We start from the raw sequence: 15,744 nt of genomic DNA, 5'->3' as shown, positions 1-15,744 counted from the left end.
CTCGCTTCATCATGAGAAAACCGGTCGCAGTTTCATGAACGCTGCGACCAAGAAAACGGAGGTCATGAACAGCCCGACGGCAATCCGCGATCGGCGCGGCACCACCTTGTCGGAGCATAGCCCGAGCGTCGCTCCGATCGCCATGCCCACGTTGATGCCAATTACTGAATTACCGAGCCGCCACCCGATCAATGCGCCTATGCACATGCCGAACAGCAGGCCGATGACGGTCCTTGGCGTCTTCCGTTTTTCTGCCCTGAACAACGAGCGCGTCTTTTCTTCGTTCGTCATGTGGTTGCGATACCGTATTTGCGCTTCAAGCCGTTGTACTCGTTGACCAGCGGTTCCAGCTGCGGATGGGACGCATCGAAGCGGTGGATGGCGTCGATCTGCGCCTGGCAGGTTTCGGCCAGCGCATGGTCCCAACCCAGTTCGCCCAGCTGCCGCAGTATGCCGCGCGCCACCGCAATCATCACCTGCAGGTTCCCCGGCGCCATGTGCATCGCTTCGAGCAGGGAATGCACGGCGCCCTTCAGGTCGCCCATGTTGGTCTTCTCGCTGGCGATGCCCAGCAGGATCTGCGCCTGCGCCTTGAGCTGCGCGCCCATGCCGTCCGCGAGATCGGGCCGGCCAGCCTTGACGAAGATGCCCATCGCCTGCTGCGTCGAGACGTCGCTGTTCACGTCGTTCATCACCGACAGCATGACCTCCGACGCCTCGTGATCGAGCTTGTGCGCCAGGCAGCTCTTGGCCAGCGTGATTTTCAGCTTGCTCGACAGCCCGCTGCTGGCGCGCACCGCACCCACGGCGTTATTCAGTTCGCTGATCGCCGCCGCGTTGTTGCCGGCGGCATCGTGCAGCATCGCGACTGAAATCGACTTGCATACGTCGACGTTCGGGCTGCCGCGCAGCGAGCGTTCGAGGTCGCGGATTACGCTGCTGGCCTGGGTCGCGTCGCCTTTCTTGACCAGGGTCTTGACCAGGTTGACGTGGTCTTCCGGGTCGCGGAATTCGGAGTACTTCGCCTTCGCCACGACCTGCTTGAACGACTTCTCGGCGGCGTTCACGTCACCTGCCTCGAACGCGACTTCACCCAGCTTGCGCAGGCGGCGCACCATATGCGGCGAAATCGACACCGCTTCTTCCAGCACCTGCTGCGCGCGCTGCGGCGTGCCGCTGGCTTCGTGGCAGCGCGCCAGCAGGTCGTAGGCGGCCATCAGGCGCGGGTTGGCCGCGACCAGGTCGGTCAGTATGGCCGCCGCCTCGTCGATGCGGCCCTGCGCGAACACGGCGCGCGCCAGGCCAAGCGATGCCCAGCCGACCGCCTTCGCGCCGAGCATGGCGGCGTACAAGTGTTCGGCCTCGGGATATTCGTTCAGGCTGAGGTGCAGCTCGGCGCGCAGGCGGACGAAATCGGCGGCATGGCGCGGATGCGCGTTCTCGCCGGCGATGCACGAACGGATCGCTTCGCGGGTGTTGCCTTGCCCGATCAGCTGGTAGGTCGGCAGGAAAATCGTGCGGCGGTCGATGGCGCGGCCGATGCGCTGGCTCAGTACATCGACCGTGAAGGGCTTCAGCACATAGGCCGTGGGCGCCAGTTCGGCCGCGCTGACCACCTTGTTGTACACGCCTTCGGAGGTGAGCATGATGAAAATGGTCCACATGCCGATCAGCTTGTGGTGGCGCAGGTCTTCCAGCAGCTGCTGGCCGTCCTGGCCATGCTCGCCGCCGCTGTCGAGGTCGTACTCGCACAGGATGATGTCGTACGAACGGCGCGAGAGTTGGCGGATCGCGGTACCCGAACTGACGGCGAACTCGACCTTGCTGATGTTCAATTGGCTCAGCATGTTCTGCAGGCTGCCCCGCATACCCGGATTCGGGTCGATCACCAGTACGCTCAGGTTGCTATTGTCTTGCATCGTGTCACTCTCGCCTCTTGTGGAGGTCTCGTCTCATTGGAACCGCTCGTATGGCCGTCCTTACAACCCGAACGATACCTTTTGTTTATGTTCTCGGCAACAACGATTGCAGCCCGGCAGTGAATCTGTTGCGCCGCGCGCGCCCGAGGGGAGGGTGTCCGTGGATGGTGCGACGCGGTATAATAGCGGCCTAAAGGAATTCCGCTTCGCGTACCAGTGTCTACTCTACCTTTAACCCGCAGCCACGCTGCATCAACCATCGCCCAAACATGTTGATTCTGCCGGGTTCCAATGCCCTGTCCGTCTTCCGTAACCAACGCCTCCTGACCCAGCTTCAAACAGTCGCGCCAGCGATCACTGCCGTCACGGCGAGGTTCTACCACTTCATCGATACCAGCGCGCCGCTCAGCGCACAGGACACCGAGCGGCTCACCGCCATGCTCACCTACGGCGAGCCGGCGGCGGCAGGGCAGGAGGGCGCGAGCGAAGAGTTCTTCGTGATCCCGCGCCTGGGCACCATTTCGCCATGGGCGTCGAAGGCCACCGACATCGCGCACAACTGCGGCATGAGCCACATCCACCGCATCGAGCGCGGCATCGCCTACACGGTGTACCTGAAGCCGGGCATCCTGGGCAGCAGCCTGGGCGCCGCCAAAAAGCTGAACGACGAGGAAACCGCCGCCGTCGCAGCGCTGCTGCACGACCGCATGACCGAAAGCGTGCTGCGTAACGCCGGCGACGCGTCCAACCTGTTCAGCGAGCTGGTAGCGCGTCCTCTGGAATCGGTCGACGTGCTGGGCGACGGCAAGGCCGCACTGGAAAGGGCCAACGTCGAACTCGGCCTGGCCATGTCCGACGACGAAATCGACTACCTGCATGACGCCTTCACCAAGGCCAAGCGCAACCCGACCGACGTCGAACTGATGATGTTCGCACAAGCGAACAGCGAGCATTGCCGCCACAAGATCTTCAACGCCGACTGGATCGTCGACGGCGTCAAGCAGGACCTGTCGCTGTTCAAGATGATCAAGAACACGCACCAGCTGAACCCGCGCGGCACCGTGGTCGCCTACAGCGACAACTCGTCCATCATCGAAGGCGGCACCGTCACGCGCTTCTACCCGCGCGGCGACAGCCACGAATACGCGCCATCGACTGAGCTGACCCACATCCTGATGAAGGTCGAGACGCACAACCACCCGACCGCGATTTCGCCTTTCCCTGGCGCCTCCACCGGCGCCGGCGGCGAGATCCGCGATGAAGGCGCGACCGGCCGCGGCGCCAAGCCGAAGGCGGGCCTGACCGGCTTCACCGTATCGAACCTGATGATCCCCGGCGCCGAGCGCGCGTGGGAAAACGCGGGCAGCGTCACCGCGCCGTTCGCGCAGCGCGCGGAAGCGGGCGTCTACGGCAAGCCGGAACGCATCGCGTCGCCGCTGCAGATCATGATCGACGGCCCGATCGGCGGCGCCGCGTTCAGCAACGAATTCGGACGTCCGGTCCTGGGCGGCTACTTCCGCACCTACGAGCAGAACGTCGGCCGCCTGAACGGCGGCGCGGCGGACACCGTGTACGGCTACCACAAGCCGATCATGATCGCTGGCGGTATCGGCAACATCTCTGCCGCGCACACCCACAAGAACGACATCCCGGTCGGCAGCCTGCTGATCCAGCTGGGCGGCCCTGGCATGCGCATCGGCATGGGCGGCAGCGCCGCGTCGTCGATGGCCACCGGCACCAACACCGCCGACCTCGACTTCGACTCGGTCCAGCGCGGCAATCCGGAAATGGAACGCCGTGCCCAGGAAGTCATCAACGCATGCTGGCAGATGGGCGCGGACAACCCGATCATCTCGATCCACGACGTGGGTGCGGGCGGCCTGTCGAACGCTTTCCCGGAAATCACCAACGATGCGGGCCGCGGCGCTATCTTCGACCTGCGCAAGGTGCCGCTGGAAGAAAGCGGCATGGCGCCGAAGGAAATCTGGAGTAACGAATCGCAGGAACGCTACGTGCTGGCGATCGCGCCGGACAACCTGGCGCTGTTCGCCGCCATGTGCGAACGCGAGCGCTGCCCGTTCGCAGCGGTTGGTGTGGCCACCGAAGAACGCCAGCTGAAGGTGATCGACCCGGCGATGGGCAATTCACCGGTCGACATGCCAATGGACGTCCTGCTCGGCAAACCGCCGAAGATGCTGCGCGACGTGCAGCACGTGGACAATGAATTCCCGCCGGTAGACCTGACCGGGCTTGACCTGGCCGACGCCGCCGAGCGCGTGCTGCTGCTGCCGACGGTTGGCGACAAGTCCTTCCTGATCACCATCGGCGACCGTACTGTCGGCGCCACCACCGTGCGCGACCAGATGGTCGGCCCGTGGCAGGTGCCGGTGGCCGATTGCGCCGTCACCGCGATGAGCTTCGAAGGCTACCTGGGCGAAGCGATGGCGATGGGCGAGCGCACCCCGCTTGCGGTCATCAATGCCGCCGCGTCGGGCCGCATGGCGGTCGGCGAAGCCGTCACCAACATCGCCGCCGCACCGATCAAGGATATCTCGGACATCAAGCTGTCGGCCAACTGGATGGCGGCCTGCGGCCAGCCCGGCCAGGACGCTGCGCTGTTCGACACCGTCAAGGCGGTCGGCATGGAGCTGTGCCCGGCGCTGGGCATCAGCATCCCGGTCGGCAAGGATTCGCTGTCGATGCGCACCACCTGGCGCGACGAGGGCACTGACAGCCAGAACGCTGACAGCCTCGGCACTGCCAAGGCTGTCACCTCGCCTGTGTCGCTGATCGTCTCGTCGTTCGCACCGGTCTACGACATCCGCAAGGTGCTGACGCCGCAAATCAAGTCGGACGCCGGCGACACCGCGATGATCCTGGTCGACCTCGGCCGCGGCAAGAACCGCCTGGGCGCCTCGGCGCTGTCGCAGGTGACGGGTCAGCTGGGCAACGACGCGCCTGACGTCGATAATCCGGAAGACCTGAAAGGCTTCTTCAATGCGATCCAGACGCTCAACGCCGACGGCATGCTGCTGGCCTATCACGACCGTTCCGACGGCGGCCTGTTCGCCACGCTGTGCGAAATGGCGTTCGCCGGCCGCACCGGCCTGACGATCAACCTCGACATCCTCGCGCTCGAAGGCGAGCACGCGGCCGATTGGGGCGACGCCAAGAACTGGGCAGGGCAGGTGGCCGAGCGCCGCAACGAACTGACCCTGCGCGCTCTGTTCAACGAAGAGCTGGGCGGCGTGATCCAGGTGCGGGCCGACGAGCGTACCGCGGTCATGAACATCCTGCGCGAGCACGGCCTAGGTGCATGCAGCCATATCATCGGCAAGCCGAATGACCGCGGCGTGATCGAATTCACGCGCGACGCCAAGACCATCTACTCGCAGCAGCGCAGCGCGCTGCACCGCCTGTGGAGCGAAACCAGCTGGCGCATCGCGCGCCTGCGCGACAACCCGGCTTGCACCGACCAGGAATACGACCGTATTCTGGACGAAACCGACCCTGGCATCACCCCGCACCTGACCTTCGACCCGCAGGAGAATGTGGCAGCGCAGTTCCTGGCAACCGGCCTGCGTCCGCGCGTGGCGATCCTGCGCGAGCAGGGCGTCAACTCGCATATCGAGACGGCGTACGTGATGCACCAGGCGGGCTTCACCGCGGTCGACGTCCACATGAGCGACCTGATTGCCGGCCGCGTCAAGCTGGACGATTTCCAGGGCATCATCGCCGTCGGCGGCTTCTCGTACGGCGACGTACTGGGCGCGGGCGAAGGCTGGGCCAAGACCATCCTGTTCAACGAAAAGCTGGCGGACCAGTTTGCGAAGTTCTTCGGGCGTCCCGACAGCTTCGGCCTGGGCGTGTGCAATGGCTGCCAGATGATGAGCAACCTGAAGTCGATGATTCCGGGTGCGCAGGCATGGCCGAAGTTCACGCGCAACAAGTCCGAGCAGTTCGAGGCGCGTTTCGCGATGGTGGAAGTGCTGGACTCGCCGTCGATGTTCTTCAGCGGGATGGCCGGTACGCGCACCCCGATCGCGGTGGCGCACGGCGAGGGCTTCGCGGACTTCAGCCAGACCGGCGATTTCAGCCGGGTGGCCAAGGCGCTGCGCTACGTCGACAACCGTGGCGAGGCGACCGATGTGTATCCGTACAACCCGAACGGTTCGCAGGAAGGTTTGACCGCGGTGACCACGGACGATGGCCGCTTCACGGTGATGATGCCGCACGCGGAACGTGTATTCCGTTCGGTGCTGCAGTCGTGGCATCCGGAGTCGTGGGGCGCGGATTCGCCGTGGATGCGCATGTACCGCAATGCGCGCAAGTGGGTGGGGTAAGTTGACAGTTCGGCGGATGTGGCCTCCGGCCTTATCCGCCTACGAATTCAGCCAGTTCATCGGATATCCGCCTTACGATGCTCCGATAAAAAAGCGCTCCCAGTGAACCAAACCCCAAAAGTTGGACACCAACTTCTGGGGTTTTTTCATGTCCAATTACAGCGAGCTTCGGCAAGCCTTGCCGCCCAATGCGAGCCTCTGACCACTTCACGATGTCGCTGCGTGGATTGGGCTGGGAACGCATGAGCCTGCGCTATTCAGTTTTTCCTGTAGCGAGGTGTGTTCAATGCTCCAGCCGGTTATACGCAAATCGACCAATCGCCAACTTTCCTCTGTCGCTGACTATTATCGAAATAACTATACCCATCGCGAAACTGACCTGGTTTCGGATATCCAGCGCTCTTAATATCAAGTAGGATTGCCGGAGCAATTTCCAAAGCAAGAGTGAATCACACCGAATTCGGCCTGGCCGACGGCGCCGAGCAGCGCGTGATAGAGCTCACCTGGCCACAGCGATTTGCTTGCCGCCGTCATTATTGGTAAGTTCTGAGCATGCAGATGATCGGGCACTGCGACTGCCGGACGAGGCTTTGGCTGCTTGCAAAGCCGACCGTGCCTCAAGTGAAAGTGGAAGGGGCGCGAGTGAATCGACTTGTCGCTGCTGATACGCCAGGGGACCAGAAATTCGTTTATCGTTGTTTTTTAATCTGAGCTCGAGGGGGGGGATGAAATTTGTCTTTGCGATGATGGGGTTTCTACTGTCAAATGCATGCTTCAGTGGTGAAGTCGCCGAATTGCCCGCAGAAAGGATCAAGTCCTTGGTGTCAGCGGCGAATGAAGCTTCAAATCGTATGATGTTGAGCGGTTCCAAGGAGAGCGACATCGACGCACTGTTCTCTATGTATGCGGATGATTTTGTGTATGTCCACGAAGTTTATGGTGGGCTATATACCCGTGAGCACTTGTATAAGAATTCGGTAAAGAACTTGAACGCCGGACGCTTTCAGCAAACGCAAGGGCGCTATAAGGTCTTGAATATTTTGACGGGGCTGAATGCAGCCGCCGTGGAACGCCTGGAGGTCAAGTCGGGAAAAGTCCACCTCACTGTGTTCGAGTTCAAGGGAGACAAAATTTCAAAGATTACCGAGTACTGGAAGTAAGGTTGCCTTCAAGGTTACTGCTTGGCGGCAGGGCGGGCTGCTGGGCCGTACACAAGGAAACGCAGCACATCCACCTGATGAGAAAAAATCGTGTCGGTATCACATTTTGGGTCGAAGCCCGACCGCGGCAACAGCGTCAGGGCAATCGCTGGCGTCCATCGGCCGCGCTCGCCAGACTAAAAACTCCCTGAATTATGCCGCTCTCACGGCTCACCTTTTGATTCTCTCGGCGGAAGCCAAACGCGAAAATTTTCGACCTCTCGGATCGTACCAGGATCAACAATCTAGACATCGGGAGGGGTAAGGCACCCCTGAAATCGTCAAAAAGTTGTGCGGTATCGTTCTTTCGTGCAGACTCCTAGGTCCCGCGCTCGGTGGCCCAGAATCGTGCGCCTGGTTTGCGCGAATTGGGGCTGTAAGCTGGAACCGCCGAAAATTCCTTCCGTCAGTCCCCGGCTTCCTTCTGGTGACGCACTGCCAAGATGGTCACGGCATCTGGCGCAACGCGGTAGCGCACCACATATCCGCTGTCGCCAAAGTCGACCTGCCATTCCCGGTACACCTCCGCCATGTCCTCAATGGGGCGGCCAATCTGCGGCTGATGCTCCAGCACCTTCACCCCTTGCCGGACGGCTTGAACGGCACGCTTTGCGGCGCCAGGATTCTTGCCCGCCAGGAAGCGATAGAAATGCTGCACGTCGCGCAACGCGAGCGGCGACCAGATCAGACGTGGCATTCAGGCGGCTCGATGTCGTTGCCTTCTGCGAGCTGCGCCAGCCACGCGTCGGCCTCGCCAGCCGTGACATGCAGCCCAGTGGTCCGATACTCCTCCCACGCCTTGAGCGTATCTTGCCGGAAGGCTTCACGCTTTTCCTCGCGCTCGACGTACTGCGCGACGGCCTCGCGCAGCATCCAGTGTGGGGTTCTGCGGCGGGACTCCGCCAAGTGATCTAGGCGGGCGCGAGTGTCCGGATCCAGCTTGACCGACATGGGGCGGGCAATGGTGGCAGTCATGGTGCTTCTCCTGTCGGTTAGTGATAGGTAGTACCTTATCATACTTTGCAACGGCAAGCGCGTATCGTCGGATTCGGATCGGCAGAGTACGAACTTACAGCGCGGCGCGCTGTTAGTGAATCGCGCGCGTCGATTTTCCTATCATTAGTCCGATCCAGTGCGTGACATGACTCCGCCCAACTGTAGTTTGTAGCAAGATTGATATTGTACCTATGGACCCCGCCGGTGCCCATCCGCAAGCGCTGTCGAACACGGTCGGCGTGTTCAACCTTGAACCAATGGATAAATGTTGAAAGTGCAACCACTATTACAAACACGATCGCATCAAGATTAAACTAAAAGGGCTGAGTCCTGTGCAATACAGTACCCAGCCCTTGGCCACTCATTAAACTAACCGTCCAACTTTACGGGGTCAGTTCACAAGGAGCGCTTGTGCGTTTGCGTGATCCAGGTTACTGGATTTTCGCCTTCTTCATCAGCTCTTCACGGAACGTGAACAGCTTACGTTGCTGCATCTGCTCGCTGAACTGGCGCTTCGCTTCGTCGAACGACGGGATCGGGCGGCTGTCTTCCAGCTTGATCACGTGAAAGCCGAATTGCGTCTTGACGGGGGTATCGGTGATCGCACCCTTTTGCAGTGCTGCCATCGCCTTCGCGTACTCAGGCGCCAGGGCGCCTGGGCTCTGCCAGCCGATATCGCCGCCGCGGGCGCCGGATTCGGTGTCCTTCGACTGCTTGGCCAGCTCGTCGAACTTGGTGCCGCCCTTGAGCTTGGTGATGATCGCCTTCGCTTCGTCTTCGGTCGCGACCAGGATGTGGCGGGTGTGGTACTGCTTGTCGCCCATCTGCGCCTTGTACTTGTCGTACTCAGCCTTGACCTCAGCATCCTTGACCGGGTTCTTCTTGACGTAGTCGGCCAGCATCGCATTGATGATGATGCTCTGGCGCGCGTTTTCCAGTGCCTGCTTGACTTCGGCACGGGTGCCGAAACCTTGTTTGTCGGCTTCCTGGATCATCACTTCACGTGCGATCAGGTCCTTCTTGATTGCATCGCGCAGTTGCGGGGAATCGGTTTCCTTGCCCTGTGCTACAACTTGCTTGACGATCTGGTCGACCTTGGCTGCAGGGATTGGTTTGCCGTTGACGGTGGCGACATTCTGCGCGAAGGCAGGGGCCGACGCCATGGCGATCAACACTAACAACAGGCGGGCTGGCTTCAACATCATCGTTCAGGTCCTATAAATTTCAAAACTTCAGTATTCGAATTTGTCGGCGGGCGCGCTCCAGCGCCCGCGGCAAACGATTATTGCACCTTGGCCTTCTTGAGGACCGCGTCCTGATAGGCCAGCAGCTTCTTCTGCACCAGGCTCTGCTGGAGTTCAGGCTTCAGTTCTTCGTAGGTCGGCAGCTTGGCGGCACGGGTGTCGTCCAGCTTCACAACGTGGAAACCGTCCTGGGTCTGCACCGGGTTTTCGGCGACTTCGCCTTTCTTCATGCCGGCCAGCGTGTCGATCAGCACTTTCGGGAACGACATCGGGTTCACCCAGTCCAGGTCGCCGCCCTTGGCAGCGGTGCCGGCATCCTTCGAGGTCTTGGCCAGTTCTTCGAACTTGGCGCCGCCCTTGAGCTTGGCGATGACTGCCTTGGCGTCGGCTTCGCTGTCGACCAGGATGTGGCGCAAGTGATATTCCTTTTCGGCGAAGGCCTTGAAGCGGTCGTACTCAGCCTTGATCTCGGCTTCCGCAATCGGGTTCTTGGCGATATACTCGCGCGCCATGGCGTTGACCACCAGGCGCTGGCGAACTTCTTCCAGCTGGGCCTTGACGTTGGCGTCCTTGGCGAAGCCGCGCTTGACTGCTTCCTGCATCATGACTTCGCGCGTGATCAGGTCTTTCTTGATCATTTCGCGCAGCTGCGGGGAATCCTTTTCCTGGCCCTGGGCGACGACCTGCTTGACCGCTGCTTCAGCGAGGGACGAAGGAATAGCCTTGCCATTCACAACAGCGATATTTTGCGCGAACGCAGGCATTGCAACTACGGCGATAAGAGCGGTCAGCAGACGGGCTGGCTTGAAAGTCATTATTAGTTCCTGTTGGGGAAAGTTACTCGGATAAAACTAGTTTAATTATTTTACTGAGCGTTTCGATTGTCGAACAGATTTCTTAAGACTTCCTGAAAAGAAATTTCTTGTTACAGCTCGGACGGGGCCAAAGCGGTGATCGCAAGAGCATGGATTTCAGAGTGCATCATTGTGTGCACGGCATCATACACCAGTCGATGGCGCATGACGAGCCTGAGGCCCTCGAACTTTTCGGAGACGATTTTCAGGCGGTAATGGCCGCCGCCGGAGGTCGCGCCGGCATGGCCGGCATGCAGCGCCGATTCATCGGCGAGCTCGAGCACGGTGGGCGCCAGCGCCTCTGCCAGCATGGCGCGGATGCGCTCGGGACGGGTTGCGGTGTCGATCATGCTTTCTCTTCTTCAATATACTTGGACAGGTACAGGGTCTGGGCCACGACGAAGGCAAAGAAGATGCCCGTCAGGCCGAACAGCTTGAAGCTGACCCAGGCGCTGGTGTCGGCCTTGAATACGACGAAGGCGGCCAGCAGGTTGATCAGCCCGATCACGAAGAAGAAGGCCATCCACGACAGGCTGACCTTGGTCCAGACCGTGTCGGGCAGCTTGATGGTCTGCTCCATGGCCTGCCGCATCAGGTTCTTGCGGAAGCCGAACTGGGCCACGAACAGGGCGAACGCCAGCACCCAGTACAGGATGGTCGGTTTCCACTTGATGAAGTTCTCGTCGTGGAAGTAGATCGTGGCGCCGCCGAAGATGGTGATAATGCCGAACGACAACCACAGCATGCCGTCGACCTTGCGGCCGCGCAGCTTGACCCAGGCGATCTGGGCCAGCGTGGCGAAGATCACCACCACGGTCGCCAGCATGATTGGCGCCTGCTCGGGCGTGATGGCGCCGCCGGAAATGAATCCCGACAGATACTCGGAGGCGATGCTGTGCGCCCCCTCCTTGTTGCGCTCGCCAAGCTTGAAGACGCCGAAGAACAGCAGGATCGGGAAAAAGTCGAACAGGAATTTCATGTCTTAGTCTTTAAGGGGGGCGAAACGGAGCGAGGCCGAGTTGATGCAATAGCGCAAGCCGGTCGGCGGCGGGCCGTCCGGGAACACATGTCCCAGGTGGGCGTCGCAGACCGCGCAAATGATTTCGGTGCGCAGCATACCATGGCTGCGGTCGACCTTTTCAATCACATTGGCCGGATCGAGCGCCTTGAAGTAGCTTGGCCAGCCGCAGCCGGAATCGAACTTGGCGTCCGATTCGAACAACGGGGTATTACAGCAGACGCAGGTGTAGGTGCCGCGCTCGTGGTGGTCCCAGAACTTGCCCGTGAAGGCGCGTTCGGTTGCGGCGTGGCGGGTGACCTGGTATTCCATCGGGTCCAGCATTGCGCGCCATTCAGCGTCGGTCTTCGTGACTTTGTTTTCCATGTCTTCCTCAGGATGAGCAGCTGACTTCGAGATGGCTTGCCCAGTCGGGCGGCAAGGCTGCGTATTGTTCGTTGCCGGGTTGCTCGTCGAACGGCCTTTCCAGCACCGCCAGCAGGCGGGCCACCTCGGAGAAGTCCTTGTTCTGCGCCTTCTCAATGGCGATCTGGGCCAGGTAGTTGCGCAGGACGAACTTGGGATTGGTGAGGTCCATCGCCGCCTTGCGTTCGCAGTCGCCCCTGCTTTCAAGGCGCAGGCGCTGGCGGTACTCCACCGCCCACGCGTCGAAGGCGGTGCGGTCGATGAACAGGTCGCGGATGACGCTGTCGTTACCCGTGTCTTCGATCCGCAGGTTGCCCAGTTGGCGGAAGAACAGGGTGAAGTCGACGTGGCTGTCCTGCATCAGCTTGAACATGGCGTCGAACAGCTCGCGGTCGCTTTCCAGCGTGGTCGCCAGGCCCAGCTTGGCATGCAGCAGGTCGTCCAAGCGCGCCGCGAACTCCGGGCGGTAAGCGTCGAGCGCATCTTCGGTGTCTTCCACCGAGCCGATCAGCGGCAACAGCGCCTGGCCCAGCGCATAGCAGTTCCAGTGGCCCACCTGCGGCTGGTTGGCGTAGGAATAGCGCCCTTGCTGGTCGGTGTGGTTGCAGATGTGTCCTGAATTGAAGGCTTCCATGAAGCCGAACGGACCGTAGTCGAGGGTCAGGCCCAGGATCGACATGTTGTCGGTATTCATTACGCCGTGCATGAAGCCGACCGCCTGCCAGTGCGCCATCAGGCGCGCGGTGCGGCGCGTCACCTCGGCAAGCAAGGCCTTGTACGGATTTTCTTCGGCGGTCAGCTCGGGGTAGAAGGTGTTGATGACGTAATCGGCCAGCGTGCGCAGTTCGTCCGGCTTGTCGCGGTAGAACCAGTGCTCGAAGGAGCCGAAACGCACGAAACTGGGCGACATGCGCGTAACGACGGCGGCGGTTTCCACCGTTTCGCGGATCACGCCCTTGTCGGAACCGGTGACCATCAGTGCGCGCGTGGTCGGCACGCCCAGCGCCGCCAGCGCCTCCGAGCACAGGAATTCGCGGATCGAAGAACGCAGCACGGCGCGGCCGTCGCCCATGCGCGAGTAAGGCGTCATGCCCGAACCCTTGAGCTGCAGTTCCATCGGCCCCGCCATGCCTTTCAGCTCACCTAGCAGGATCGCGCGGCCGTCGCCCAGCTGTCCGGCCCACACGCCGAACTGGTGGCCGGAATATACCGCCGACAAAGGCTTGGCACGCGGCGGCACCGAGTTGCCGGTGAAGACGGCAACGAAATCGTCGGTCGCCAGCTCGGCGGCCTTGAGTCCGACCAGCGCCGCCGCCTTGTCGCTTGCGGCTACAAAATAGGGCGAGGGCAGCGGAGTCGGCATCAGGCGCGTGTAAAACGCGGGCGGCAGTTCGGCGAATGAATTCTCGAAGGGCAGGTCGTCGGGGTTGATGGCGGTTCCAGTTATGTCGTTAGCCTTGGCAATATTGGAATTTTACCGTACGCAGCAGATTGTATTCGCCCGGCGTGGCGTAATCGAATCGAGCCTGCGGAGCACGACATTCATGCCGCTGGCATGGATGATGCAATGCACAACCGAAATGCGTTGACGCTTTTAGCACGATCGTACGAAACTCATCCCTCCCCGATGCCGCGCACTTACATTAGGAGACTCAATGAGGTCGTACTCAGCGAGCCCCGTGATGGGGCAGATGATGAACCAGCCGCTCTTGATTTCCAGCATTATCGAATACGCCGCCAAACACTTTGGAAACTCGGAAATCGTTTCCCGTCGCGTCGAAGGCGACCTCCACCGCTACACCTACCGCGACCTGCACACCCGCTCGCGCCAGATGGCCAATGTGCTCAAGGGCCTTGGCGTGCAGATGGGCGACCGCGTAGCCACGCTGGCGTGGAACGGTTACCGCCACATGGAGCTGTATTACGCCGTGTCCGGCTCGGGCGCCGTGCTCCATACGATCAACCCGCGCCTGCATCCCGAGTAGATTGCCTACATCGCCAACCACGCCGCAGACCAGTACCTGTTCTTCGACCTGACCTTCCTGCCGCTGATCGAGGCGGTAGCCGCGCACTGCAAGACGGTCAAGGCCTTCGTGCTGATGTCCGACCGCGCGCATATGCCGGCGGAAACGAAAATCGCCAGCCTGCTGTGCTACGAAGACCTGATCGCCAGCACCTCGGACGACTTTGACATCCTCCCCTTCATGAACGGAAGGGGATTCCCACTGCTGGCGTCTGATGCCCCAGACGGAAGCCGGACTGAATCGAGCCCAGCTTCTTATTCAATCCGCAGGATATCTCTCGACCTCGCCTAAGGCGACTGCGGATTGGAAAAAGCGGTACTAGTAAATCGTGCTCCGGCGCGTAATCGCATACTGAAGCACTTATGGAATTTGACCGTGGACCAACACAGAAGTTCAAAACATTTTTTCACTTGGACGGCTGCGTGCGCTACGCGCCCGGCTACATGCAGACAACGGACCGCAGCAAGGACGTGATCAAGCCGGGCGGCGAGTGGATCGGCACCATCGACCTGGAAAACATCGCCATGTCGCACCCGGCGGTGGCGCAGGCCGCGTGCATCGGCATCGCGCATCCGAGGTGGGATGAACGGCCTTTGCTGCTGGTGGTCAAACGTCCGGGACATGAGGTGACGCGCGAGGAGCTGCTCGCTTATTTCGAGGGTAAGATTGCGAAGTTCTGGATGCCGGACGACGTGGCCTTCATCGAGGCGCTGCCGATGGGAGCGACCGGCAAGATCCAGAAGAACAAGCTGCGCGAGCAGTTCAGGGAGTACAAGCTGCCGACGGTTTGATTGGCGGCTCCGGGCGGCACACAATGGCGGATGCGCGCTCCGCGCTTATCCGCCCTACCTGTCACATGGACGTACGGCGGCTAAGCGCATAGCGCGCATCCGCCGCTTTCCGTTACCCATCCATCAAAAAATAATACGACCGTACTATTGTTGGGGTATAGTTGATGACTCGCAGATCCAACCAACAAAGGAAGAGACAAATGAGCGCCGAATACCAGGTCAATGGCAGCGTAGCCGTCATCACATTGAACAACCCGCCGGTCAATGGACTGGGCCTTGCGACCCGCACCGCGGCTGTCGACGGCATCCGGAAGGCGCTTGCCGACGACGCGGTCAAGGCCATCGTGATCACCGGCGCCGGAAAGGCCTTCTCGGGCGGCGCCGACATCAAGGAATTCAACTCGCCCAAGGCGCTCACCGAGCCGACCTTGCACACCCTGATCAACGTTGCCGAGGGCTCGACCAAGCCGGTCGTCGCCGCAATCCACAGCGTCTGCATGGGTGGCGGCCTGGAACTGGCCCTCGGCTGCAATTACCGCGTGGCGATGCCCGGCGCGCAGATCGCGCTGCCCGAGGTAAAACTCGGCATCCTGCCAGGCGCCGGCGGCACCCAGCGCCTGCCGCGCGTGCTTGGCCTCGAAATGGCCCTGAACATGATCGTCTCCGGCACTCCGGTACTGTCCGAGAAGCTGGCACAGACGGCAATCTTCGACGAGGTGTTCGCAGCCGATGCGGACCTAGTCGCATCGGCAGTCGCCTTCGCCAACAAGGTCGCCGACATCCGCCCGCTGCCGCGCGTGCGCGACCGCAAGGTCGATTACCCGAACCACGAAGCCTTCCTGCAATTCAGCCGCAATACCGTCAAGGCCATGTCCGGCCCATTCCCGGCGCCGCTGGAATGCGTGGAGACCGTCGCCGCCTCCGTCACCAAGAAGTTCGAGGACGGCCTGA

At 61.2% G+C, this 15,744-nt stretch carries 13 protein-coding genes and 3 pseudogenes; 6 read left to right on the top strand and 10 right to left on the bottom strand.

Translation table 11 applies throughout. From position 1 onward, the window contains the following. Positions 1–9 precede the first annotated feature (9 nt). Both D3872_RS07230 and D3872_RS07225 read right to left on the bottom strand, forming a co-directional pair. Complete coding sequence (locus D3872_RS07230; protein ID WP_119810147.1) at positions 10–291, bottom strand: hypothetical protein; 282 nt, start codon at positions 289–291, stop codon at positions 10–12. After that, complete coding sequence (locus D3872_RS07225) at positions 288–1,919, bottom strand: tetratricopeptide repeat-containing response regulator (protein WP_119810146.1); 1,632 nt, start codon at positions 1,917–1,919, stop codon at positions 288–290. The genes D3872_RS07230 and D3872_RS07225 overlap by 4 nt, the downstream gene beginning before the upstream one ends. A gap of 269 nt (positions 1,920–2,188) precedes the next feature. Between D3872_RS07225 and purL the strand changes: the two genes are divergently transcribed. Both purL and D3872_RS07215 read left to right on the top strand, forming a co-directional pair. Beyond that, the gene (gene purL, locus D3872_RS07220; RefSeq protein WP_119810145.1) at positions 2,189–6,262 is read left to right on the top strand and encodes a phosphoribosylformylglycinamidine synthase; all 4,074 of its coding nucleotides are present in this window, start codon (positions 2,189–2,191) and stop codon (positions 6,260–6,262) included. A 725-nt stretch (positions 6,263–6,987) separates the two neighbouring features. Further along, positions 6,988–7,422, top strand: a complete 435-nt coding sequence (locus D3872_RS07215) for a nuclear transport factor 2-like protein (RefSeq protein WP_147373826.1) — start codon at positions 6,988–6,990, stop codon at positions 7,420–7,422. Positions 7,423–7,867: 445 nt separating this feature from the next. Here the strand turns inward: D3872_RS07215 and D3872_RS07210 are convergent, their stop codons facing one another. Both D3872_RS07210 and D3872_RS07205 read right to left on the bottom strand, forming a co-directional pair. Next, positions 7,868–8,158, bottom strand: coding sequence for a type II toxin-antitoxin system RelE/ParE family toxin (locus D3872_RS07210; RefSeq protein WP_119810143.1), 291 nt, complete (start codon positions 8,156–8,158; stop codon positions 7,868–7,870). Next, the gene (locus D3872_RS07205) at positions 8,146–8,436 is read right to left on the bottom strand and encodes a CopG family ribbon-helix-helix protein (protein WP_182915716.1); all 291 of its coding nucleotides are present in this window, start codon (positions 8,434–8,436) and stop codon (positions 8,146–8,148) included. Before D3872_RS07205 ends, D3872_RS07210 begins: the two co-directional genes overlap by 13 nt. Positions 8,437–8,738: 302 nt before the next feature. Between D3872_RS07205 and D3872_RS27425 the strand changes: the two are divergent. Next, positions 8,739–8,825: pseudogene (locus D3872_RS27425) on the top strand (IS3 family transposase); the annotation flags it as partial. 63 nt (positions 8,826–8,888) lie between these two features. Here D3872_RS27425 and D3872_RS07200 read toward each other — a convergent pair. The 6 genes from D3872_RS07200 to D3872_RS07175 all read right to left on the bottom strand — a co-directional run bounded on the left by D3872_RS07200 (position 8,889) and on the right by D3872_RS07175 (position 13,425). Then, the gene (locus D3872_RS07200; protein WP_119810142.1) at positions 8,889–9,662 is read right to left on the bottom strand and encodes a peptidylprolyl isomerase; all 774 of its coding nucleotides are present in this window, start codon (positions 9,660–9,662) and stop codon (positions 8,889–8,891) included. A 77-nt stretch (positions 9,663–9,739) separates the two neighbouring features. Next, on the bottom strand, positions 9,740–10,516 hold the full coding sequence (locus tag D3872_RS07195; RefSeq protein ID WP_119810141.1) for a peptidylprolyl isomerase: 777 nt from the start codon (positions 10,514–10,516) through the stop codon (positions 9,740–9,742). Between the two features lie 110 nt (positions 10,517–10,626). After that, complete coding sequence (locus tag D3872_RS07190; RefSeq protein WP_119810140.1) at positions 10,627–10,905, bottom strand: BolA family protein; 279 nt, start codon at positions 10,903–10,905, stop codon at positions 10,627–10,629. Further along, complete coding sequence (locus D3872_RS07185) at positions 10,902–11,534, bottom strand: septation protein A (RefSeq protein ID WP_119810139.1); 633 nt, start codon at positions 11,532–11,534, stop codon at positions 10,902–10,904. The genes D3872_RS07190 and D3872_RS07185 overlap by 4 nt, the downstream gene beginning before the upstream one ends. Before the next feature lie 3 nt (positions 11,535–11,537). Further along, positions 11,538–11,939, bottom strand: coding sequence for a peptide-methionine (R)-S-oxide reductase MsrB (msrB, locus tag D3872_RS07180; RefSeq protein WP_119810138.1), 402 nt, complete (start codon positions 11,937–11,939; stop codon positions 11,538–11,540). A 7-nt stretch (positions 11,940–11,946) separates the two neighbouring features. Continuing rightward, positions 11,947–13,425: a protein adenylyltransferase SelO gene (locus tag D3872_RS07175; RefSeq protein WP_119810137.1), complete on the bottom strand. Its 1,479-nt coding sequence runs from the start codon at positions 13,423–13,425 to the stop codon at positions 11,947–11,949. 208 nt (positions 13,426–13,633) lie between these two features. On the opposite strand from D3872_RS07175, the pseudogene D3872_RS07170 reads away from it, so the two are divergent. The 3 genes and pseudogenes from D3872_RS07170 to D3872_RS07160 form a co-directional block, all read left to right on the top strand. Then, positions 13,634–14,167 (top strand): annotated as a pseudogene (locus tag D3872_RS07170) (AMP-binding protein); the annotation flags it as partial. 266 nt (positions 14,168–14,433) lie between these two features. Beyond that, a pseudogene (locus tag D3872_RS07165) lies at positions 14,434–14,793 on the top strand (AMP-binding enzyme); the annotation flags it as partial. 200 nt (positions 14,794–14,993) lie between these two features. Next, positions 14,994–15,744, top strand: a 751-nt coding sequence (locus D3872_RS07160) for an enoyl-CoA hydratase/isomerase family protein (protein ID WP_147373825.1), incomplete at its 3' end; no start/stop codon positions are given.

This window comes from Massilia cavernae (assembly GCF_003590855.1).
In the GTDB taxonomy this organism is placed as follows: Bacteria; Pseudomonadota; Gammaproteobacteria; order Burkholderiales; family Burkholderiaceae_D; genus Telluria_A; species Telluria_A cavernae.
The sequence above is the reverse complement of the archived record's forward strand: the minus strand, read 5'-3'. Positions and strand labels throughout refer to the sequence as shown.